We start from the raw sequence: 21415 nt of genomic DNA on the forward strand, positions 1-21415 counted from the left end.
CCCCAATCAACTAACATTTTATTTTAACTACAGAATTTCTGGGGATACCTCAGGCGGCGGTCAGTAAAATTTTTGTCGCAAAAGGCAGGCCTGCTGATCATCCGCTGATTGTGCATTTACATGCAGCTGCTGCACTTAAGGATTGGGCAAAAGATATTCCACAGGAGGCTTTTACACTGGCATCAGCCTTTTGGCCTGGCCCATTAACGTTGCTACTGAACAAGGCTGATCATGTAGATAGCTGTGTTACTGGCGGTTTGGATACCATAGGATTAAGAGTGTCAGCCCACCCGGTATTATTACAATTATTAGCATCAGAGCAGTTGGCTGTGGCAGCACCGTCAGCTAATCCCTATAAAAGATTAAGCCCTACCAGTGCTCAGCAAGTGATGGAGACTATGGACGGCAAAATTGATGCGATATTGGACGGCGGTGAATGCGAGTTTGGCTTGGAGTCCACTATAGTGAGTCTGGTGAGTGGATCTGTGCAGGTACTGCGGGCAGGCCCGATAAGTGTGCAGCAACTGGAGCAGGTGTTAGGATCTCAGGTAACCTATCTACAGAGTCATCAAGTTAAAGTATCTGGAAATGTAGCTGCTCATTATCAGCCTCAAACCAGATTATGCTGTCTGAACACAACCCAGCTAACTGAACTACTTAACACAACAGATATGAAGCTTGCCATACTGTCATTTAGCCCATTGGCGGCTAATATTTCTGTACATTGGAGATACCAGATGCCACAAGATGCTGTGCAATATGGCCGTAGGTTGTACCAAAAGCTTTACCAAGCAGATCAAAGTGGCGCCGAACTCATTGTCGTAGAAAAGCCACCGCTTGATGACAGCTGGCTCGCTGTTCAAAACAGACTGATACGTGCTGCTTATCAGGACGGTTAAATTCAGTAAGATGAGCAGCTTGCCGCATAGATCCACGTTTCTTTGCCCGACTTTAACCTGGCAACGACACGAACATATTCGTCCACTTCATAATCATCGGCCTGCGCTAATTCTGCATCGGTAAGCTCAAATATCGTACCCTCAACTTCATCCTGCTCAGAGCCGGTGTATCGTAAAATCGGGTGGATCGCTTTACCACTTTCACGCAGTACACGCTCATCAGTAATGGTGATTTCACCTAAGACGTAGCACGGCAACACATCTTTACTGCCTATTAAAACGCGGCCAAAATTAGCCATTTGCACTTCTTTTTGCTGAAGTGTGCCATACGAAAACAAAAGTGGCATTACAGAACCTCCTCTATGCTGCGGCCCCCTTGGAGCCTAGTGTTAGATGCCAACCACTTACCGCTGCTTATAGCACCACATAATATGCTAACATCAACCGCAACACAGCGAATTTAATCTAAAAACTGAATAGGACGCCTTATGCGAATGCTACACACCATGCTCAGAGTGACTAACCTTGAGCAGTCTATCGCTTTTTATACACAAGTATTGGGTATGCGCTTATTGCGCCAATCTGACAACTCAGAGTATAGCTACACTCTGGCCTTTGTTGGCTATGGTGATGAAAGGGAACACACTGTGCTGGAACTCACTTACAACTGGGATACCGACAGCTACGACTTAGGTACCGCCTTTGGCCATATTGCCCTGGAGGTAGACAATGTATATGACGCCTGTGACAAGATACGTGCTAAAGGTGGCGTGATAAGCCGCGAGCCCGGTCCGGTAAAAGGGGGTACTACTGAAATAGCCTTTGTGCGTGATCCAGACAACTATGCCATTGAACTAATCCAGAAAAAAGCCCATTACGACAAACTATAACACCGGAGCAAAGATGTCTGAGTTAACAATAAGGGCGGCTAACCCCGCTGATGCTGCCACTATATTGCAGTTTATTACTGAGCTGGCCATTTATGAAAAAGCCGAACATGAAGTGTTAACCTCTGTGCCGCTCATTCAGCAAACCTTGTTTGGCGCTGATGCCAAAGCCCATGCTCTCATTTGCGAGCAAGCTGGCGTGGCCATTGGTTTTGCTGTGTATTTTTTTAATTACTCTACCTGGCTAGGCAAATATGGCCTTTATCTGGAAGACTTGTATATTACGCCCAGTGCCAGACGCAGCGGTGCAGGCCAGCTATTATTTAATGCCCTGGCAAAAATAGCCAAAGCCAATGATTGTGGCCGTTTTGAGTGGAGTGTACTGGATTGGAATACCCCAGCCATTCAGTTTTATGAAAAAATGCAGGCAGAGCAAAAAACGGAATGGTTGGGCTATCGTTTAACCGAAAAACAACTTATTGCCCTGGCCGACAGCTAAGGCTGCTGCTGTGCCCATTGCTCCAGTTCCAAAATCATTTGCTCCGGGTATATGCCTTGATAGACAGCACGCATACTGCCATCGACATAACTCTGTTGTACTGCCTGCTGCCAGCGGGCAATTCGACGATCACTGACATCAAGTGAAAAAGCCAGATACAAATTCACCTGCTGTAAAAAAAACACTTGCTGCAATTCAACACCGCGGGCATTTAACTCATCTTCCCGCCATAATGTAGAAAACTCACTAAATGGCATTACATCAATCCGCTTGCGAATAAGTAAGCGAAGGCAATCATCATAACTACTGGTCAGGACCAGGTTTTTACCCTCAACAAAACCTAATGTCTTAATCTGACTTAAATAGGGCGAATTGCGGTGATCGCAAACCACTAATCCCAATAAGGCGTCAGTATTGTGTTCTGAGACTGCAGGCTGTGGCAACTGCGACTTATTACCATAAAGTGAAATACGATGCTGCTTTATCGGCCCAACCCATTGAAATAAAGCCTCTCTTTCAGGCGTCCTGACTGTTTCAAACAACACTGAAGCAGGCTCTTCATGCGCCATGGCGAAAGCCCGCGGCCAGGGCAAGAGGTATATCTCGCCAGCATCATTCAGCCGTTGCATCAGTAAGCGCACCAGACTCACGGTGGCACCTACCACTTCGCCTTGCTCATTTAAATATTCGCCCGGTGGTGCATGCTCGGTAAAAAACTGCAATGGCGGCTCTGTCGTGGTGCCAGCTTCTACTTTTGGCGTATCTGCTAAAACAGCAGCAACTAACCAGGGCCAAAAACAGAGACCGGCAACCGCAGTGATTTTAACAGCGCTAAAAGCTAATGACACAAGCGCCTCCGGCGAAATAGATACAATTAAACATGAGCTACTCGCTACTGCACTGCGGCTAATTCTAACTGTTCAATCATACGGTTTGGGAAATGCGTTAAATAAAGTTGCCGCATGCTGCCATCCTGATAAGTTTGCCATAATGCTTGCTGCCAGCGCGCTACCCGCGCGGCATCTACATCCAGTGAAAACGCTAAATAGAGTTGCACCTGATTTAGCGGGGCTACCGCATATAAGGGGACCTCATGGTCAAGCGTTTTCTCACCATGGCGCTGGGCGTTAAGCGCGGTAATTTGTGCCCGGCCACGCTTTAACATATCACTGCAATCACCGGCTTGCAGCACTAATACTAAGTTTTTTCCCTCTACAAAGCCTAAACGCTGAAAATGCTCAACATAAGAAGCACCACGATAACCACAGGCAATAAAGTTACCGGGCAAATCGGTCAGGCTTCGGATCTTGTCAGGCACAGTGGTATAGAGCTTCATATCAAAGACTTTTACTGGTCCCACTCATTGAAAATGGGCTTCTCGAGCCGGATTACGTACAGTGCTGAAAAGTACGGTATGGGGTTGTTTTAGCGCATATTCATAAGCTCGGGCCCAGGGCAATAACTCAATATCTCCTGGCTCGGCTAAACGTTGCTGTAGTAATCTAACCAGGGCAACGGTCGCACCGCTCACCTGTACTTGTTCATTTAAATACTCACCAGGCGGATTATGCTCAGTGTAGAAATGCAACGGCAGGGACTTACTGTAAAGAGCAGAACTAAACAACATGGGTATGCTACAAAGCATAGCAATAACACCACAGTGTCGGCTTTTTTGATAAAGCTTAAGTTGCAACTCATTTTCACGGGCTTTGTTAATAGCCGGCATATAAGGCTCCCGCAAGCTCAAGGTCAGATGCTGCTCAGGGCAGCTCTATAATGACTTTTTCATTAAGCGACATGGCCAGATTATTATCATAATAGGCTGCTTCATTAATAAAGGTAGGATACACCGTGTTTTCCCCTTCATAATAGATCACACCACCATCAAATAAGCTAAACAGCGGATCACCGCGATGAATAGGATGATAATCTTTATCCTGCACGTTTTTATGTACCATGCCAAGGCGCTCACCCTGTTCATTCACTGGCAGCTTAATACTGGTCAAATAACGAAAGGCTTCAGTCTGCTTAGGTAAGTTTGGCACAGTATTGGTGTTATACAACTGCACAAAATCCAGAATATGCTGGGTCATCCGGTGCATTAAATCCATCACATCATGGCGCAGCACCGATTGCGGCTGTGGTCCCACTTCGACTAGTACACCGTAGCGGCCAAGAGTACACATCAGCGCATGATCTTGAGCAGCAATATGATCTTCATCACGGGAAATAATCGCCTCTGGCATCTGCATTTTAACGTAAGCCGCCAGTTGATTATAAAAAGGGCCGGCCTGCGTCAGGATTAAACAGGCGCCCATATTGCTGGTGGTATTATGTAAATCAATAAGCAAATCAGTTTTAGCATTGCCCTTTGGGCCCAGTTGCTGATTAAGCACCTTGGCCCGGCTTTGCTCGTAATTGCTAAGATTAGGGTTGGCTAAATCAGCCGTTTTGAATTGCCGATTTAAATCACTGTGTAAGTAGCGTTTATTGGCATGATGCGCTTCTGGGTTAGCCCAGATAGTCTGGCACTGAAAGCTGCTACGGGTGATCCATTGCGGCTGCTGCTGATAGTGGCGAATTAAATAAATACCTGAAAACTCATTGCCATGCACACCACCGACGATGGCAACCTGCTTAATCTGATCCATGACGCTCCTTAAACTCAAGGCTGTAAAAAATAATACTGAGATTATGGCGCCTTAACCTAAAAAAACATAGCAGCTAAAGGCTTAGCAGCATAAAAAGGCCTGGCGGCTAAAAAAAGATGGTTTTAGGCAGCAGAATGGGCGAGATCATAATTGGCAGAACCTTGTGACAACAGTTCATTGTGCAGGATCTGGCTGGCCTGACAAACGCATTTGCCGCATTGACTGCCCACACCCAAATGGTTTTTTAAGCAGCGCATAGACTGCTGCCCTTGTGCAATGGCTTGCTTAATGGTTTTATCGGTAACGGCTTTACATAAACAAACGTACATGGCGCTGCCTCTTGTCAGGACACAGCGCCATATTAATCTAAGTGAGAATCGTTATCAATAGCTTTTACAAATTAATACAAGCCAGTTTTAACGAAATAGCACTTTTTCTTGCTGAAACCAATGCACACAAAAGGCGATCAGGCCACCGGCCAGCACTGTGGTTGAGGCAAAAATCAGTGCCAGCAAACCATAATCCGCAGTGCCCTTGAGTAATTCTTTAATGGCCAAGGCAATATTGGTTAGCGGAATTAACGCATTCACTACATTAAGCTCCATGCCGGGGGCCATCGCTATCATCAGCGGCACTATTACCAGGATCATTAATGGGCTCATGTAATTCTGCGCCTCTTTAAAGGTGCGGGCATAAATAGATATTGCCAGCAACAGCGCGGCAAAAATAGCAGCGGTTGGCAGCAATAATGCAAACATCAGCACCAGATCAATCACCGCAAAATCGGCAATGGCGGCGGTGACTTTTTCAAAGCCGGTAAAACTGGCAGCCACTGCCCCCCAGATGCCGAAACTGGCCACCGTAATCAGAGTGGTCATAATAGCGGTGGTGAGCACCGTTAAAAACTTACCTAGCACTATGGCAGTGCGGCTTATCGGACAAATTAATAAGGTTTCTAAGGTGCGGCGCTCTTTTTCACCCGCGCCTAAATCTACCGCCGGATACATGGCACCACTTAAGCATAAAAATATCAGAATATAAGCTAAAAAGGCCCCTATAGTTTCACCGATATTTTCACGTTGTTCAGCGGTATTCACCCGGGTCAGTTCCACCGGTTTTAGAATGGCGGTTAAGTTAGCCGGATCAACCCCTAACTGCCCCAGGGCCGTGCGCTGTAACCGCTCGGTATAGGTGTTTAATAACTCGCTGAAATAGTTATACATAAAATCCAGCTGCGATGAGCGGTTATAGATAAGTCGCCACTCCGCCTGTTGCACCTGCGCCTGGCGGCTGGCAAAATCTGCGGGGATCACTAAGGCCACATCAAATTCATTATTGCGGATCGCCGCTACTAAATCGGCTTCCTCGGTCAGCTCTGTTGTCACCTGTTTGAAATTTTTGTGGTAAAACAAGGCCTCAGCAAACTCAGGCGCCTGCTGCTGATTAATAATCACATAACGGTGCTGCACCTGCATCGCTTTATTGGCGGTGCTGGCCATCACCAGAGCGGTGATACCGAAAATCACCGGAAAGATTAATATGGGCAATAAAATCACGAAAATCAGCGTTTTTTTATCACGGGTAAGTTCAAGTAACTCTTTGAGATAAACCTGCCACATATCAAACTGCTCCTTGCTTTTGAGCCGATAACACGGCTAAAAAAGACTGACGTAAATCAGCGCCATTGCCCAGTAATTTAAATTGCTCCAGGCTGTCATTAAAACTGCTGATGCCTTTATCAATAACCACTACCCTGTCACAAAGGGCGGCCACTTCATCCAGATGATGGGTTGAGAAAATCACCGGCGTGCCGGCTTTTTTTAACGCAGTAATAAAATCCAGTACCGTTTGCACTGTCATGATATCGAGACCGGTGGTAGGTTCATCAAGGATCACCACTTTGGGCGAGTGCACGACGGCCCGGGCAATAGCCGTTTTTTGTTTCATACCGGTCGACATGGTATCGACTCTTTTGTTGGCAAAGGTTTGCATATCCAGCAAAGTGAACAGCTCATCGATACGCTGGGCTAACGCAGCTTCTGTCATGCCATGTAACCGGCCAAAGTACGCCACGTTCTCTTTGGCTGTCAGCTTGTCGTAGAGGCCGGTATCGGCTGACAAAAAACCAATTTGTTTTCTGGCCTGTACCGGTTTTTTTAAAACATCTATGCCATTGATAAACACTGAACCACTGTCAGGTTTTAACGCGGTAGATAGCATGCGTAAAGTCGTGGTTTTGCCAGCGCCGTTTGGCCCGAGCAAGCCTAACACTTCACCCTGGGCACAATGAAAACTGACATCCCGGACCGAGCGAAATTGCTTATCCTGATAGCGTACATCTGACAGTTCTGCCTCAGATAATTTATGGCCTTTACTCAGCGCAAAGGCTTTTTGCAGCCCTTTAATTTCAATCATGTCATCGTCCTAATTAATGGTTAGCGCAGCGATTAGTATGAAGCAAAGTTATTTGCCAGCGCGTTTGGGCCGAAAATAACCGGTATTTTCATAAAATGCCTGCTGTTGATTATCCGGATACCAGCCTGGCACGCCGAGTAACGGCAATGGCGACAGTTGTTGATTATCAAGAACTGCTGCGCCGTTAGCAATTTGTTGACAGAGTTTTTGGTCAATAAAAATGTAAGCATCTGTAAGTGACCACTGCGAAAAACCGCTAGGTACCTCAATAAACCAGCATTTGGCGGTTAAGCCTAAAAAAGGTTTAGTGGCCATCTCATACATAGCATGGCCAAAAATCAGCGGCCGGATGTGCTGCCACCAGTCTTGGCGCTGCTGGATAAAACTCTGTTGCCATTGATGCTGTCGCAGCCATGTTTGATGTGCGATAGCGTCAGGTTCACAGGCAATAATAACGCCACACTCATCCAGTAGGGTGAGTTTATTGCGCAGCACAGTACGCGTTTTATTGCCTTCACGCAGGATTTCAGCCTGGTGTAACTGGTTTATCAAGGCTTTGGTCTGAGGAAACAGACACCAGATGAGGGCGCCAAACAAGTCATGCCAATTTTGCTCGCGACATGGAATCTGCCGACTGTCTGCGATATAACTTTCATAATATCGCCCATCGGCCAGCAGTGCACTATTCTCAATAAAGCTATAGTCCTTCAGCCGGCGCCACTGATTCAGCAAGGCCGGTTCGGGCCACTGCGGCTGGGTTAACAGCGGAAATAACTGGCAGAGATCATTAAAGATAGGGTTAGTACTGAGCAGGGACACCTGCCAATGCTCCGGGGCGATAAAACGGTTGCTATTGCTTGTTACAGACATCATTACCTAAGTTGAATAATTTATTTGGTCAGACCAATTTACTTTATAAAAGCGACAAAAAGCGCTTGCATTTTTACACTGGCATGGCACATTCACAGGGTACGTATAGACGTACATACTGCCAAACGAATTGTATTTTTTCGATTATTAATAAATAGAGGTTATCATGTGTTCGATATTTGGGGTGCTTGACATCAAAACTGATGTTAAAGCGTTGCGCCAGCAGGCGCTGCAGTTATCTAAATTATTACGTCATCGCGGCCCGGATTGGTCTGGGGTATGGAATGACGACAATGCCATACTGGTGCATGAACGTCTGGCCATTGTAGATACTGAAAATGGTGCCCAACCCCTCATTAATGATAATCGAAATCACATTCTGGCAGTGAATGGCGAAATCTACAATCATAAGCTGCTCGAAAAAGCGCTGGCCACACCCTACTCGTTTAAAACCAAATCGGATTGTGAAGTCATTCTGCCACTGTATTTAGCACATGGTGCCGACTTTATTGATCAGTTACACGGCATGTTTGCCTTTATTTTGTATGACGCCGAGCAAGGCCGTTATCTTATTGCCCGTGATCATATCGGCATTATTCCGCTGTATTACGGCTACGATGAGCATGGCCAGCTGTTTGTGGCCTCTGAGCTCAAAGCGCTGGTGCCGGTATGTAAGCAGATTAAAGAATTTCCGCCCGGCCATTATTTTGACAGCAAAATTGGCGAGCTGCGTAGTTACTACAAGCGTGACTGGCAAAGCTTTGATGCCGTAAAGGATAACCCTGCCAGTGAAGCAGAGCTGAAAGCCGCGCTGGAGCACAGTGTTAAAACCCACCTGATGTCAGATGTGCCTTATGGCGTGTTATTATCTGGTGGCCTCGACTCCTCGTTAATTTCAGCCATCGCCCAGCAATTTGCCAAGCGCCGGGTTGAAGATGATGATCAGTCAGAAGCCTGGTGGCCACGCTTACATTCTTTTGCCGTAGGTTTACCGGGATCGCCGGATTTAATCGCCGCGCAAAAAGTGGCCGATGCCATTGGCACTGTGCATCACACCGTGCATTTTACCGTGCAAGAGGCACTGGATGCGCTGCGCGATGTGATTTACTTTCTGGAAACCTATGATGTCACCACCATTCGCGCCTCCACGCCGATGTATCTGATGGCTCGTAAAATTAAAGCCATGGGCATTAAAATGGTGTTGTCGGGCGAAGGCTCAGATGAAATTTTTGGTGGCTATTTATATTTCCATAAAGCACCGAATGCTAAAGAGTTTCATGAAGAAACCCTGCGTAAACTCGACCGCTTACACATGTTTGACTGCAATCGTGCCAACAAGGCGATGTCGGCCTGGGGTATTGAAGCCCGGGTCCCCTTCCTTGATAAAGAATTTATGGACGTGGCGATGCGCTTAAACCCACAGGCAAAAATGTGCGGTGGCGGCAAAATGGAAAAACATATTCTGCGTCAGGCCTTCGATGGTTTGCTGCCTAATGAAATTTTATGGCGGCAAAAAGAGCAGTTTTCTGATGGCGTCGGTTACAACTGGATTGACAGTTTAAAAGCCCATGCCGCCAAAGAAATTAGCGATCAACAAATGGCCACCGCCAGCTTTCGCTTCCCGGTAAATACCCCGGATAGCAAAGAAGCTTACTACTACCGGGTGATCTTTGAAGAGCATTTCCCGCATGCCGGCGCTATTAGCTGCGTACCGGGTGGTAAGTCTGTAGCCTGCTCGACACCTGAGGCGCTGGCCTGGGATGCGAAAATGGCGGAAATGACCGACCCCTCTGGCCGGGCGGTACGTGACGTGCACGCGCAAGGCTACTAAGCAAAACGCAAGCCAGTTGAAGGCCACCGCAAGGTGGCCTTTTTATTAGGTGTCTTTATAATTAGCACTTAGCTATTGTATTAAATGAAATTACTGCCAGACTATTTGCTATCTAAAGTACAACCAAGGGTATAACGCCGTTTATGCATTTCCACAGCGCACTTTTTGCCAGCAGCCTGAGCTTATTTACCAGCTTATTCAACCTGAACGCTGCTGAACTACACTTAGCCGGCCAATGGTTAACCGATGAGCAAGGTAAAAGCCTGATTGACCCACAAAGCTCAGGGTTAACCTTGCGTCATGGTGAGCTTATTCATATTGGCGATAACAGCGCGGCCCTGCCAATGCGCAATGTGTTATTAAAAATCAACCCGCAAACTGGCCAGTTAACGGCCCCCCCTATCGCATTAACCGTGGCCGCATCGCTAAAACACAGCTGCTTTGCCGAGTTACTGCACGGCTACCCCGACTGGGAGTCGTTAACCTGGGACAGACAAGACGACACCACCTTAATTTCCGTGACTGAAGACTCCTCTGACTATAAGCTGAGTGAAGACTGTGCCAGGCTTTATGCGGATACCCACTCCACACCCTACCCCACGCTACTGGTAAAAATTAGCATTGATAAAGCACTAACCAAGGCAGAAATTGTCGCTGTGCGACCGGTGCAATTTCCCAAAATCGCACAGGTCGGTAATTTTGCCAATGATGGTATTGAAGGTCTGGCCCTTGATAACAGCGGCAATCTGTATCTGGCACTGGAGAAAAACCAGGCCAATGCACCGATGATTTTTGTTACGCCCTATGATGCTGATTTTTGGCAGAATGAGCAGTTTGTAGCTGTTGCCGACAGTGGTTTTAGCTTACCCATACCCGATGCTAACAATCACCCGATAAATGGCCTGGATTTTTTGCCGCATCCGGATAGCCGCCATCCAGGGTATTTAGTGGCGGCCGCGCGCAATGATGATCAGTTATGGATTATTGATCTCAGTCAGCAACAAGCACCCTTTGTGCAGCAGTTACATTTTTATGCGCCCACCTATCAGTTTGGCAGCAGTGATGGCTGCCCGCCTTATGAAAAAATGCGTAATACCTCAATTGAGGGGGTTGCTGTGGTTGGGCAGCAAATCATACTGGTCAATGACCCCTGGCAAAGCCAGTATGCTAAAAATATTCAGTGCCCTGCCAATGCCGCGCATTTTCAGCAGTTTTCACCCTTGATGTTTAAGCTGAATATTGACCCGCGCTGGTTTAGCCAACCCTGAGCAAAAGCCGCTAAGCAGCACTAGGTAGGAAAGCCCGCTTCTGCTATGCTAGTGCCAGCCTAAACAGCGGTGTATTTACCACGCTTTGTTGCTCAACTGTTGCTCAACTCTTTTGCAGGACAACCCATGATTAACCATTTTCGCGTACTTGGCGTTAAAACCAATGCCAGCGATGACGATATTAAAAAAGCTTATAAACGGCTGGCCAATCGCTTTCACCCGGATAAGCTACTGGATTTAACCGATGAAGAAAAAACTGCCGCCGCTAACCAGTTACAACGGGTACAACAGGCTTATGCGGTATTAGCTGATGCCAAATTAAAAGCGGCCTTTATTAAAGATTTCAATAATGTCATCGTCACTGATCCCTCTGCCGCCATGCAGGATTTATGGGATCAGTACTACAGCTAGAGCGCGCTATGAACTACTCTTTAACCTACCGGCATAACGAGAGGTGTTAACCTTATATGGCTGCAACATTAAATCAAGCGACACTGCGTCAACTGTTAAGCGATGCAAAAGACAATATTGAATCTTATCTGGATCCGGATACACCCAAGGCACTGGAAAAATTCACCACCCAAATAAAAAGCCTGTTGCTGGCTGATATTGAAATGCTGGAGTCTGTACCGGAGTATTTACCTATGGCGCTGTATGGCCGGGTAAAATTTCCGCCTCAAGCCAAATTGCACTGGCAGCAATGGCTGCAAAGCGGTAAAGCACCAGACTGGCAAGCCTTTAAAACCTCGGTGGCCTTTGCCAATGCCGATCTGGAACTGGTTAAAACGGTACGGGCTTACTCTGAGCAACGGCTGATTGAAGCCTGTGCCGTGTTGTTTATGCTGGAAAACGGCGATAAACCACTGGCACAAAGCCGGCAGAGCAACGATGATCAGGATGACGCTGCTGAACCGGATGAGAACGAGTCTGCATATGGCTATGATGCAGAGCAGGATGATGAAGACGCTGATGCTGAAGAAGACGGCTATGATGACCAATATGATGAAATCCGCTTTAACCGGGAGCAACATTAATGACCAACTTAATCGCAATTGCCGTCGCCGAAATTAAAGAACTGGCGGTTATTGAGCCCAAACAAGCCAGCAAAAAATTTGAACTTATCGCCAATACCATGAGCGATGAACAGTTAGTCGAAGTGCTGGAAAACATTGATATTGTGACGCTGACCCAAATTAACAGCCAGCATGATATTTCGTTCCCCTCTATTATCTCTGAGTTAATGAGCCCGGAGCGGATCCGCGATATTGTCTGCCAGCAGCCGTTGTACTGGGAAGAAAAAATTAAAAACAATGCCGAAGAGCTGCAACAGCATACCTTCGATTTTTTAACTTACCTTATCCGCACTCAGGATAGCGAAGACAAACAAGCTGAAATCCTCGAATGCATAGCGGAAGATGCCGCCGGCTTGTTTTATTTATCGATCCCCTTTATTGAGCTGTATCGCGCTGAGCCTATAGAAGATGATCATGGCCTGCATGACATGCTGCACGATGAAGAAGAAGACTTAGAAGAAGCGGTACGCTTTACCGAGCGCCAGCTAAATGAAGATGCCCATGGCCTGGGTATTGACGACCCGCGCAGCCTGCTCGCGCTGATCCGCCAGCTGACACCTCAGGTCGAGCAAGCCATTAAAGCCCTTATTCGCAACGAAAACTCTGGCTGGGAAGGCATTATCAATAAATTTGCTACTGAACTGGTGATGCAGGCCAAAGAGAAAAATCAGGCTACGGACGAATTTGCTGAAGTGGACGATATGTTTAGTTTTCTCGATTAAGCACAAGGTGTGGTGTATGCCACTATTTAAAGACGTATTAAAAGGACAGTCTTCATGCAACTAATGGTGCGCGATGGCAGCAGTGGCCCGTTTTTAAGCCAGGTGATCAATAACGCCAAAGCAGCTGAGCAGCTGAGCGATGCGCAGCTGCAACAGATTAAAAGCAAAGCGGTGCTGATGAGCCTGAAATTTGCCGATAAGTTTTATAATAAACACAAGATGCATTTACTCGAGCAAGCTGCCTATGACGTTATTGGTGTGGTCAGTCTGGGTTTGCTGGAATTGTCAGACAAAGATCCCTCACGGGCACTCGCCTTGTTATTGGCGCCTGAGGGCTTAGTAAAGCCGTTCCAAAAAGGCTGGAATATGCTTAGCACAGTCAGCAGAAAAGCCGGTACGAAATCCTTGTACGGCGAGGTCGATGCACAACTGCTGCAGCAGGTATCCAGCACGCCGGATGCAGAAGACTGGCCCGGCTGGCAGCAATATCAGCAAGCCTTAGCTGAGCATCAACGCAGTCAGAGTATGCAATTGCTGTTACAACAGTTTTTTGCCCGCTTACCGGGGGACGACTACGATTACTGCAGTTTAGAAGAAGTGCTGGCCGAAGTGGTGTTTTACCGCGCCCTGACCGGTGGTGATAAAGTACGTCAGGATTTAAAGCAGCGACTCACGCAAATAACGCTGCAACCTCACTGGTTTAATGACACTTTTTTTGCACTGCAAACCGAGGCAACACTAGCGGAATTACCGCCGGCCAATGCCCAAGCCATTCGCGCTGATTTAGGCCAGCATTTTGCACCGGCTCTGTTGCGTACCCTGCAATTTGCCAAAGACTATCAGGCATTAGCCAAACAAGATGCGTCACCTGAAAAACTGGATAATTTTGAGGGTAAACAAGGCCTCTCCAACCCACTACTGGGCTGGCCGCAGTATCTAGTGTTGTAAAGTCGCGGTATTAGCAAGCTGCACAAGAGACCCATATGCGCACACTGTTGACACTATTGTGGTATCTGTTCGCCGGTTACAGCCTGCTGTGTCTGGTGCTGTATGTTGCGCAGCGACAGTTGATTTTTTTTCCGGTGCCGGCGCAACTGCCACCGGCTAATCCGCTTATTTTGCAACAGGACCATGCACAGGTCTGGGTCAGCCAACAGCCAAGGCCAGGCCAGCAGGCGCTGTTGTATTTTGGTGGCAATGCGGAAGATGTGAGTGTGTCTCTGCACGAGTTTGCCGCGGCCTTTCCGACGCATGCCATTTATCTGATGCATTACCGCGGTTATGGCGGTAGTAGTGGTAAACCCTCAGAGCAGGCCCTGGTCGCTGATGCGCTGGCGTTATACGACAAGCTGACAAGTGAGCACAGTGACTTTACCGTGATAGGCCGCAGCTTAGGCACTGGCGTAGCGGTACAATTAGCGGCGCGCCGACCGCTGCAACAGTTGGTACTTATTACCCCTTTTGACAGCTTAACCGCAGTAGCCCGGCAGCAAATGCCGTACATTCCGGTGGGCTGGTTGCTAAAAGACCGCTTTGAATCCCATTATTTTGCCGCAGATATCCGCGCTGCGACACTATTGCTGCTGGCACAGCAGGATGAGATCATCAGTGCCAAGCGCAGTGAGGCGTTATATCAGGCCTTTACTGCTGGCACTGCCACCCTTATTCGTTACCCCGGCAATCATAACAGCTACCTGCCCGCCAGCCAGATCGCCGCCTGGCTGCAGAGCAATTAAACCGGTTTGCGCCTTGCCCAAAGCGCAAAAAGCGAGGCACTGCCAAACATCAGTAAGCTATACACACTGGGTGCGATCGACATGGCCGAGCTTTGCAAAATGCCAGTGGTGATCAAAAGCGCAAGGGTGCCGTTTTGCAGCCCCACTTCAAGACAGATAGTGCGCGCCTGGCGCTCCTGCTGTAGCAACCATTTACCCAGTAAATAACCCAAAAGCATTGTTAGCAGATTAAGCGTCAGCGCAGCAGGGCCGGCTTTGGCGATATAGCGCCATAAATCATCCCCTAAGTCTACCGAGATACTGATAATAAGCAGCAACAGCACAATTATTGAAAAGCGGCTGATCACCGGCTCTGCCGCTTTAGCAAAGGTTGGCCATTTGGCGCGCAGTAACATCCCCACCAATACCGGAAATACGCTGACTATCATCAGGGTTAACCAGGTTTGTCCTATTGGCAATTGCAACTGAGACTCAGCGCCGCCATAAAAACTAATCGCCCAGGCCGCCAGCAGCGGTATGGTAAAAGGTGTGATAAAGCCCACGACGGCAGTTAACGAGACGGAGAGGCCGACATCGGCTTTACTTAAATAACTGTATAAATTTGAGGTGGTGCCGCCCGGGCACAGCGCCAAAATAAACAGCCCAATCGCCAGTTCGGCTTGTAGCTTAAAGAGCGCTATCACGGCAATAGCGGTGAGCGGCAGTAGTAATAGCTGCGCTAAAGCGCCTAAGACAAAGCCTTTGGGGGCTGCGAAAACACGGGAGAAGTCGGCTGGGCGTAAGCTCATGCCCACGCCTGTCATAATTAAAATCAACGCCAGGGGTAAGCCAATCTGGGTCAGGCTGTTAAACATCTGCGTTCCTGTTTTACTAAAAAATCCACGTTACATTAATCCTTGCTGGCTGTCAGCATACTCGTGTTGAATGTTGCATGTTGTGTTAGTGGCGTTTTAGCTAGCCTTGCTCTGCCAAAGCTTTGGCCTGCGCCCTGGCGGTTCTCTCCCCCACTAACAGCGCGCCCCAGCGTCTTAGCAACTCAAAACCCACTAAGCAGGCTGTCACCGCCAGTAATGCCCAGAGCATGCCATCGATGCCCAGCCGCTGCTGCTCTGAGTACAGCGTCCAGATAAATTGGCCAACACAGAGCGTAGCCACTACCAACAGCGTGGGTTTGCGGCCAATTTTTGCGACAATAAAAACACCAAGCGGTGCACCAATGGCCACTATTGGCGCGGCTGCCAGCCAGTTTTCAAAGACGCCCGGCGCCAGCCCCTGCCCAGACACTGTTTTTACTAAGATACCCAGTACTGAGGTAAAGGCCATAATCACGACAGAGGTGGGAATAGCTATTTTTAAATCCGCCCGGCAAATCAGCACCAGCGCGGTATAGAGCACCATATCAATACCCACGCCGGTTACCGCTGCCACTGTCGCCCCTGCCAGGGCGCCAATCCACAGCCCCAGTTTAAAGTCCCAGCGCTCATCAAAGTCAGTCATGCCGCTGTGACCGGCAATTTCATTTAAACGAAATAAATGCAACAAGCCAAAGCTGGCCCAGACCACCGCAAACAGCAGCTTAATCCACAGCTCTGGAATATAAGGGGCAATAAAAAAGATCCCCAGCGGAGTGCCAAATAACGCGCCAAGCATGGCACCTTTGAGCGTAGCCCAGGCCAGTGGCTGACGTCTGGCCAGAATAAAAATGCTGGCACTGGTCATGCCGATAGATTGAATGGCAAAACTAAAATCCCGCCCCAGGCTGGCCGGTAACTCAAATAGCAGCACCAACACCGGAAAGCCGACAGTGCCGCCGCCCATAGGGGTAGAACCCGCCGCATAGCTGCCAAAGGCCATCGCCACCGCCATGGGCCAATGCGCTGCCGCCGTAGACCAATACCCTAAACCAGCCACTAAAAACAACCACACCGAATAAAAGCCAGCCAACCACAACAACCAAATCCACAACCTTTGCTTGAGCAGGGGTTTTGTTGGCAAAGGGATTGTCATACTGCACATCCTGAGTCATTGAGTCGCTTTGGCGTTATAACAGGGTTTTTATTGCCCCACTGAGCCCATCAAGGGTTAACGGATGCATCCGTCTTGCCATTATCTTACTTATCATTTCAATAGAATAATAGTGGCTCCACCACGGCTCTGGCTGCGGGTTTAGCCAGACAGCTTTGGGGTATTGCGCCAGTAAGCGCGCTAACCAGACCTTACCCGGCAGCGCGTTATAATGCTCGACACTGCCGCCAGGGTATTCAATTTCATAAGGCCCCATAGTGGCATCGCCGACAAAGATCAGTTTATAGTCGCTGGCGTAGGTATGAATAATATCCTCTACCTTTACCTGCTCGGTATAGCGGCGTTTATTATCGCGCCAGACACCTTCATACACACAGTTATGAAAGTAGAAAAACTCCAGATGTTTAAACTCGGTTTTTACCGCCGCAAACAGTTTTTGGCACTGTTCGATATGATCATCCATCGAGCCACCGACATCAAAAAACACCAGCAGCTTAATCGCATTATGCCGCTCACGGATAAAACGTAAATCCAGCCAACCGGCCTGCTCAGAGGTCGCCTGTATAGTGCCCTGTATATCCAGCTCTGTCTCAGCGCCACTGCGGGCAAATTTGCGCAGTTGCTTTAACGCCAGTTTAATACTGCGGTTATTCAGCTCAGCGTCGGTGTCTAAGTCTTTGAATTCACGCTTATCCCACACCTTAACAGCACGACGCGCGCCACTGCCCTGCTGGCCAATGCGCACCCCCTCGGGGTTAAAGCCATAGGCACCAAAGGGTGAGGTACCGCCGGTGCCAATCCATTTATTACCGCCGCTGTGCTTCTTTTGTTGCTCTTTTAAGCGCTCACGCAAGGTTTCCAGCAATTTATCCAGGCCGCCCAGTGCCTGCAGTTTAGCTTTATCTTCGTCGCTTAATTTACGTAATACTTCTGGCACCAGCCACTCGGGTGGAATACTGGCGGCGATATCCACTTCGGCCACACCTTCAAAGTACTCAGCAAAGGCGCGATCGAATTTATCGTACTGGGTCTCATCTTTGACCAGACATAAGCGTGACAACTGATAAAAGGCTTCAGTGTCGGCGAAGATCACCTGCTGCTGCAAGGCATTCAATAAATCCAGCAGTTCAGTAATACTGGTTTTTAAGCCGTATTTGCGCAGGGTAAAGAAGAAATCAATTAGCATAATTCTTTCGTGTTACTCACTAAAGCATCCTAAGAGTAGACCAGAACCTTGTTCTGGTCGGCGCAGAGTGTCTGAGCGCAGGCGCCAGCCGTAGCGAGTTGCTGCGACGAGCCAGAGCAAGTGTTTTGGTCCACTCTTTTGCACTTAGCCTTGAATGCAAACCAGACCGAAACAAGGTTCTGGTCCTTCGCTGACATCATCGTAAACATTGACGAGTCCAAAGGAGTACTGCAGTCGATCCCGGCGAACAGAGCACAAGCTTCAAACATAGTTTAGCGCCCTTGTCGCTTGGCCAAAAACGCCAGCTTCTCCACCAGTGCCACATCCTGCTCGTTTTTAAGCAAGGCACCAAACATCGGCATTAAACCGCCTTTTTGCTGTTTGTCGGTTAATACTTCTGGCGGAATATCTTCAGCCAACAACAGCTTTAACCAGTCTATCAGCTCAGAGGTCGAGGGTTTTTTCTTTAACCCCGGCAGCTCCCTAAGCTCAAAAAACACCTCAAGCGCCGTGCTTAATAACCGCTGCTGAATGTGCGGGTAATGTACTGCCACTATAGCACGCAGCGTGTCTGCATCCGGAAAACGGATATAGTGAAAGAAGCAGCGGCGTAAAAAGGCATCTGGCAGCTCTTTTTCGTTGTTCGAGGTAATAATAACGATGGGTCTGTCTATGGCACGGATCTGCTCACCGGTTTCGTGTACATAAAACGCCATCTGATCCAACTCGTGCAGCAAATCGTTAGGGAATTCAATATCGGCTTTGTCAATTTCATCAATCAGCAGTACCGGGCGTTTTGCGGCAGTAAAGGCCTGCCATAATTTGCCGGGGCGAATATAGTTGCTAATTTGCTGTACTTTGTCGCTGCCCAACTGGCTGTCACGCAGCCGTGATACCGCATCATACTCGTACAGACCATGTTGCGCCTTAGTAGTGGATTTAATATGCCACTGGATTAAATCTGTGCCTAAACTGGCTGCCAACTCTTCCGCCAGCCGGGTTTTACCGGTACCCGGTTCACCTTTGATCAATAACGGCTTTTGCAGCGTCACAGCCGCATTGACTGCCAATGCTAATTCAGGGGCAACGATATAATGCTCGGTACTTGTAAAGGCCATGGGTGTCCTCTTAAGGCAAAAAGAAAAGATATAAGTTATAGCCAAACACTACTTCAAATTTTTGTTTAGCGGCGTATCCTTATAACCAATTTACTACTAAATTGGAGTTTTTATGGCAAACGTTTATGCAGACAACTCATTGTCTATTGGTCGCACCCCTCTGGTCAAATTAAACCGTGTGGTTAAAGGCGCAAATGTATACGCTAAAATGGAATCACGTAACCCAAGCTTCAGCGTGAAATGTCGCTTAGGCGCAGCACTGATTTGGGATGCTGAAAAAAGTGGCCGTCTGACTGCTGACAAAGAAATTGTTGAGCCAACCTCTGGTAACACCGGTATTGCCCTGGCCTTTGTCGCAGCCAGCCGTGGCTATAAGTTAACCCTGACCATGCCAGCCACCATGAGCCTGGAGCGGCGTAAATTATTAAAAGCCCTTGGCGCAAATCTGGTATTAACCGAAGGCCCTAAGGGCATGAAAGGCGCCATTGAAAAAGCCAAAGAAATTGAAGCTTCAAACCCAGAAAAATATCTGATTTTAGGTCAGTTTGATAACCCGGCTAACCCACAAATCCATTTTGATACCACAGGTCCGGAGATTTGGAATGATCTCGATGGCAAACTGGATGTGTTTATTGCCGGTGTCGGTACTGGTGGGACTATTACCGGGGTCAGCCGCTATTTTAAACTGGAAAAAAAGCAGCCATTAGTTAGTGTCGCAGTAGAGCCTGCCGAGTCACCGGTGATTTCTCAGGTAAAAGCCGGTGAAGACATCAAACCTGGCCCACATAAAATTCAGGGTATAGGTGCCGGTTTTATTCCTGGCAACCTGGATGTTGAATTAGTGGACAGAGTAGAAACCGTCAGCAGTGACGAAGCCATTGCCATGGCGCACCGCCTGATGAAAGAGGAAGGCATACTGGCCGGTATCTCTTCAGGGGCAGCAGTAGTGGCCGCAGCGCGCTTAGCGGCACTTCCTGAATATGCCGGTAAAAACATCGTGGTCATTTTAGCCAGTGCTGCCGAGCGTTATCTGAGCAGCCCGCTCTTTACCAGCGTATTTACTGAACAAGAATTACTGCCTTAATCAGTAGCTTAGCTTAGTAGAGGCCGCATTTGCGGCCTTTTTGCTTTACAGCACAGCAAAAACATTTCACACTTCAACTGATTTAAAATTTAACCCAGATGAGGTTTTACATGCAGCTGCCAGCGTTCAAAAACACTAAACAAGCTCTTAAATGGCTGCTGGTATTAGCCTTAGGCACGGCGATGTTAGCTTGTGGTGAGAAACCTAATGGTAATACCCACTTTGGTACGCCTGAGCATATTGCTACCGAATTTTTTCATGCCATCTACAATGAAAAAGACTTAGATAAAGCCAAAAGTCTCAGCACCGACGAACTTGCCGATTTAATGGCGTCTTACGGTACGGTTCGCCAGGTAGCACGTACGTTATTAAATATGTCCTATGATGAAATCACTATTAATGTTAACCGTGCAGGCCAGAATCTGCGAGAGCAGTATGACAATAAAGCCAATATTACGTTGGTCTTTACCGGTATGCACAATGATCGCCAGCATGAGAACATGCGCACTGTCACCCTGGTAAAACAGCGCGGCAATTGGCGGGTCGCAGTGCTGCATCAAGACCGTTTCAGCTCCTCTGCCCGTTAAGTTGACGACTCGCTAGACCAGCTACTTTGGCGTTAAAAATGCCTTTAACTGCTGCTGACAGGCTTCACTTTGCAATAACTGCTGAAAGTGCACAAGTTCGTCGCTGATGACATTACTCAGTGCTGGCGCTGTCTGTTTGAGTAAGGCTTTACTGATCCTGACTGCCTCTGCCGGCAGTGCCGCTAATTGTCTGGCTTTTTGCTGCGCGTGTTGTGATAACGCCTCAGGCGCGACAAGCTCATTGACCAGCCCCATTTGTAATGCCTGCTCACTGTTAAATGGCTCTGCCAATAATAGATATTGCGCGGCCCGCTGATACCCCACCAAGCGCGGTAACAACAAGCTCGATGCCGCCTCTGGACACAAACCCAATTTAGTAAAGGGCAACTGAAAACGACAACCCGGCGCAGCATACACCAGCTCACAGTGCAGTAGAGCTGTAGTGCCGATACCAATCGCCAGGCCTGCTACTGCCGCCACTATGGGTTTAGGGAAATTAGCTAGTTGATGCAAAAAGGCTACTGTCGGATGGGTTGGCCCAAGCTCTGGCACGGATAAAAAATC

General features: G+C 48.1%; 26 protein-coding genes. 12 read left to right on the plus strand and 14 right to left on the minus strand.

Annotated elements, in window-relative coordinates; translation table 11 throughout:
* Nucleotides 1–44: 44 nt before the first annotated feature.
* Nucleotides 45–899, plus strand: a complete 855-nt coding sequence (locus V7D78_RS04200) for an L-threonylcarbamoyladenylate synthase (RefSeq protein ID WP_442886499.1) — start codon at nt 45–47, stop codon at nt 897–899.
* A 2-nt stretch (nt 900–901) separates the two neighbouring features.
* On the opposite strand, the gene V7D78_RS04205 is transcribed toward V7D78_RS04200, so the two are convergent.
* On the minus strand, nt 902–1246 hold the full coding sequence (locus V7D78_RS04205; RefSeq protein WP_333607179.1) for a gamma-glutamylcyclotransferase family protein: 345 nt from the start codon (nt 1244–1246) through the stop codon (nt 902–904).
* 141 nt (nt 1247–1387) lie between these two features.
* On the opposite strand from V7D78_RS04205, the gene gloA reads away from it, so the two are divergent.
* A complete protein-coding gene (gene gloA, locus V7D78_RS04210) occupies nt 1388–1789 on the plus strand; it encodes a lactoylglutathione lyase (protein ID WP_333607180.1) in 402 nt (133 codons plus the stop codon).
* A 13-nt stretch (nt 1790–1802) separates the two neighbouring features.
* A complete protein-coding gene (locus tag V7D78_RS04215) occupies nt 1803–2285 on the plus strand; it encodes a GNAT family N-acetyltransferase (RefSeq protein ID WP_333607181.1) in 483 nt (160 codons plus the stop codon).
* Here the strand turns inward: V7D78_RS04215 and V7D78_RS04220 are convergent.
* The 8 genes from V7D78_RS04220 to V7D78_RS04255 all read right to left on the minus strand — a co-directional run bounded on the left by V7D78_RS04220 (nt 2282) and on the right by V7D78_RS04255 (nt 8221).
* Nucleotides 2282–3133, minus strand: coding sequence for a substrate-binding periplasmic protein (locus V7D78_RS04220; protein ID WP_333607182.1), 852 nt, complete (start codon nt 3131–3133; stop codon nt 2282–2284). The genes V7D78_RS04215 and V7D78_RS04220 overlap by 4 nt on opposite strands.
* 44 nt (nt 3134–3177) lie before the next feature.
* Nucleotides 3178–3621, minus strand: a complete 444-nt coding sequence (locus V7D78_RS04225; protein WP_333607183.1) for a hypothetical protein — start codon at nt 3619–3621, stop codon at nt 3178–3180.
* 24 nt (nt 3622–3645) lie between these two features.
* Nucleotides 3646–4011 carry a hypothetical protein gene (locus V7D78_RS04230; RefSeq protein ID WP_333607184.1) on the minus strand — a complete coding sequence of 122 codons (366 nt, stop codon included), beginning with the start codon at nt 4009–4011 and terminating at the stop codon, nt 3646–3648.
* 34 nt (nt 4012–4045) lie between these two features.
* The gene (locus tag V7D78_RS04235) at nt 4046–4936 is read right to left on the minus strand and encodes an aspartoacylase (protein ID WP_333607185.1); all 891 of its coding nucleotides are present in this window, start codon (nt 4934–4936) and stop codon (nt 4046–4048) included.
* 122 nt (nt 4937–5058) lie between these two features.
* Nucleotides 5059–5265 (minus strand): bacterioferritin-associated ferredoxin, encoded by a 207-nt coding sequence (locus V7D78_RS04240; RefSeq protein WP_333607186.1) that lies wholly within the window; start codon nt 5263–5265, stop codon nt 5059–5061.
* Nucleotides 5266–5352: 87 nt separating this feature from the next.
* The gene (locus tag V7D78_RS04245) at nt 5353–6555 is read right to left on the minus strand and encodes an ABC transporter permease (RefSeq protein WP_333607187.1); all 1203 of its coding nucleotides are present in this window, start codon (nt 6553–6555) and stop codon (nt 5353–5355) included.
* Nucleotide 6556: 1 nt separating this feature from the next.
* Complete coding sequence (locus V7D78_RS04250) at nt 6557–7351, minus strand: ABC transporter ATP-binding protein (RefSeq protein ID WP_333607188.1); 795 nt, start codon at nt 7349–7351, stop codon at nt 6557–6559.
* Between the two features lie 48 nt (nt 7352–7399).
* Nucleotides 7400–8221: a DUF3025 domain-containing protein gene (locus tag V7D78_RS04255; RefSeq protein ID WP_333607189.1), complete on the minus strand. Its 822-nt coding sequence runs from the start codon at nt 8219–8221 to the stop codon at nt 7400–7402.
* A gap of 166 nt (nt 8222–8387) precedes the next feature.
* On the opposite strand from V7D78_RS04255, the gene asnB reads away from it, so the two are divergent.
* The 7 genes from asnB (at nt 8388) to V7D78_RS04290 (ending at nt 14851) form a co-directional block, all read left to right on the plus strand.
* Nucleotides 8388–10052, plus strand: a complete 1665-nt coding sequence (asnB, locus tag V7D78_RS04260; RefSeq protein WP_333607190.1) for an asparagine synthase B — start codon at nt 8388–8390, stop codon at nt 10050–10052.
* Between the two features lie 143 nt (nt 10053–10195).
* Nucleotides 10196–11320, plus strand: coding sequence for a hypothetical protein (locus tag V7D78_RS04265; RefSeq protein WP_333607191.1), 1125 nt, complete (start codon nt 10196–10198; stop codon nt 11318–11320).
* 126 nt (nt 11321–11446) lie between these two features.
* Complete coding sequence (gene atcJ / locus V7D78_RS04270) at nt 11447–11731, plus strand: cold adaptation protein ActJcold adaptation protein ActJ (protein ID WP_333607192.1); 285 nt, start codon at nt 11447–11449, stop codon at nt 11729–11731.
* A gap of 56 nt (nt 11732–11787) precedes the next feature.
* Nucleotides 11788–12354, plus strand: coding sequence for a cold adaptation protein AtcA (gene atcA / locus V7D78_RS04275; protein WP_333607193.1), 567 nt, complete (start codon nt 11788–11790; stop codon nt 12352–12354).
* Complete coding sequence (atcB, locus tag V7D78_RS04280; protein WP_333607194.1) at nt 12354–13115, plus strand: cold adaptation protein AtcB; 762 nt, start codon at nt 12354–12356, stop codon at nt 13113–13115. Before atcA ends, atcB begins: the two co-directional genes overlap by 1 nt.
* A gap of 54 nt (nt 13116–13169) precedes the next feature.
* Nucleotides 13170–14063, plus strand: a complete 894-nt coding sequence (gene atcC / locus V7D78_RS04285) for a cold adaptation protein AtcC (RefSeq protein ID WP_333607195.1) — start codon at nt 13170–13172, stop codon at nt 14061–14063.
* Nucleotides 14064–14098: 35 nt separating this feature from the next.
* Nucleotides 14099–14851: an alpha/beta hydrolase gene (locus V7D78_RS04290; protein ID WP_333607196.1), complete on the plus strand. Its 753-nt coding sequence runs from the start codon at nt 14099–14101 to the stop codon at nt 14849–14851.
* Here the strand turns inward: V7D78_RS04290 and V7D78_RS04295 are convergent.
* The 4 genes from V7D78_RS04295 to V7D78_RS04310 form a co-directional block, all read right to left on the minus strand.
* Nucleotides 14848–15705 carry a bile acid:sodium symporter family protein gene (locus V7D78_RS04295; protein WP_333607197.1) on the minus strand — a complete coding sequence of 286 codons (858 nt, stop codon included), beginning with the start codon at nt 15703–15705 and terminating at the stop codon, nt 14848–14850. The genes V7D78_RS04290 and V7D78_RS04295 overlap by 4 nt on opposite strands.
* A gap of 100 nt (nt 15706–15805) precedes the next feature.
* On the minus strand, nt 15806–16858 hold the full coding sequence (locus tag V7D78_RS04300; protein WP_333607198.1) for a sulfite exporter TauE/SafE family protein: 1053 nt from the start codon (nt 16856–16858) through the stop codon (nt 15806–15808).
* 34 nt (nt 16859–16892) lie between these two features.
* On the minus strand, nt 16893–18062 hold the full coding sequence (locus tag V7D78_RS04305) for a vWA domain-containing protein (RefSeq protein WP_333607199.1): 1170 nt from the start codon (nt 18060–18062) through the stop codon (nt 16893–16895).
* Between the two features lie 272 nt (nt 18063–18334).
* Nucleotides 18335–19180 (minus strand): AAA family ATPase, encoded by an 846-nt coding sequence (locus V7D78_RS04310; RefSeq protein WP_333607200.1) that lies wholly within the window; start codon nt 19178–19180, stop codon nt 18335–18337.
* A gap of 112 nt (nt 19181–19292) precedes the next feature.
* On the opposite strand from V7D78_RS04310, the gene cysK reads away from it, so the two are divergent.
* Nucleotides 19293–20264, plus strand: a complete 972-nt coding sequence (cysK, locus tag V7D78_RS04315) for a cysteine synthase A (RefSeq protein ID WP_333607201.1) — start codon at nt 19293–19295, stop codon at nt 20262–20264.
* A gap of 110 nt (nt 20265–20374) precedes the next feature.
* A complete protein-coding gene (locus V7D78_RS04320) occupies nt 20375–20851 on the plus strand; it encodes a hypothetical protein (RefSeq protein WP_333607202.1) in 477 nt (158 codons plus the stop codon).
* 21 nt (nt 20852–20872) lie between these two features.
* Here V7D78_RS04320 and V7D78_RS04325 read toward each other — a convergent pair.
* Nucleotides 20873–21415, minus strand: a 543-nt coding sequence (locus V7D78_RS04325; protein ID WP_333607203.1) for an enoyl-CoA hydratase-related protein, incomplete at its 5' end; no start/stop codon positions are given.

This window comes from Arsukibacterium sp. (assembly GCF_036735525.1).
In the GTDB taxonomy this organism is placed as follows: domain Bacteria; phylum Pseudomonadota; class Gammaproteobacteria; order Enterobacterales; family Alteromonadaceae; genus Alishewanella.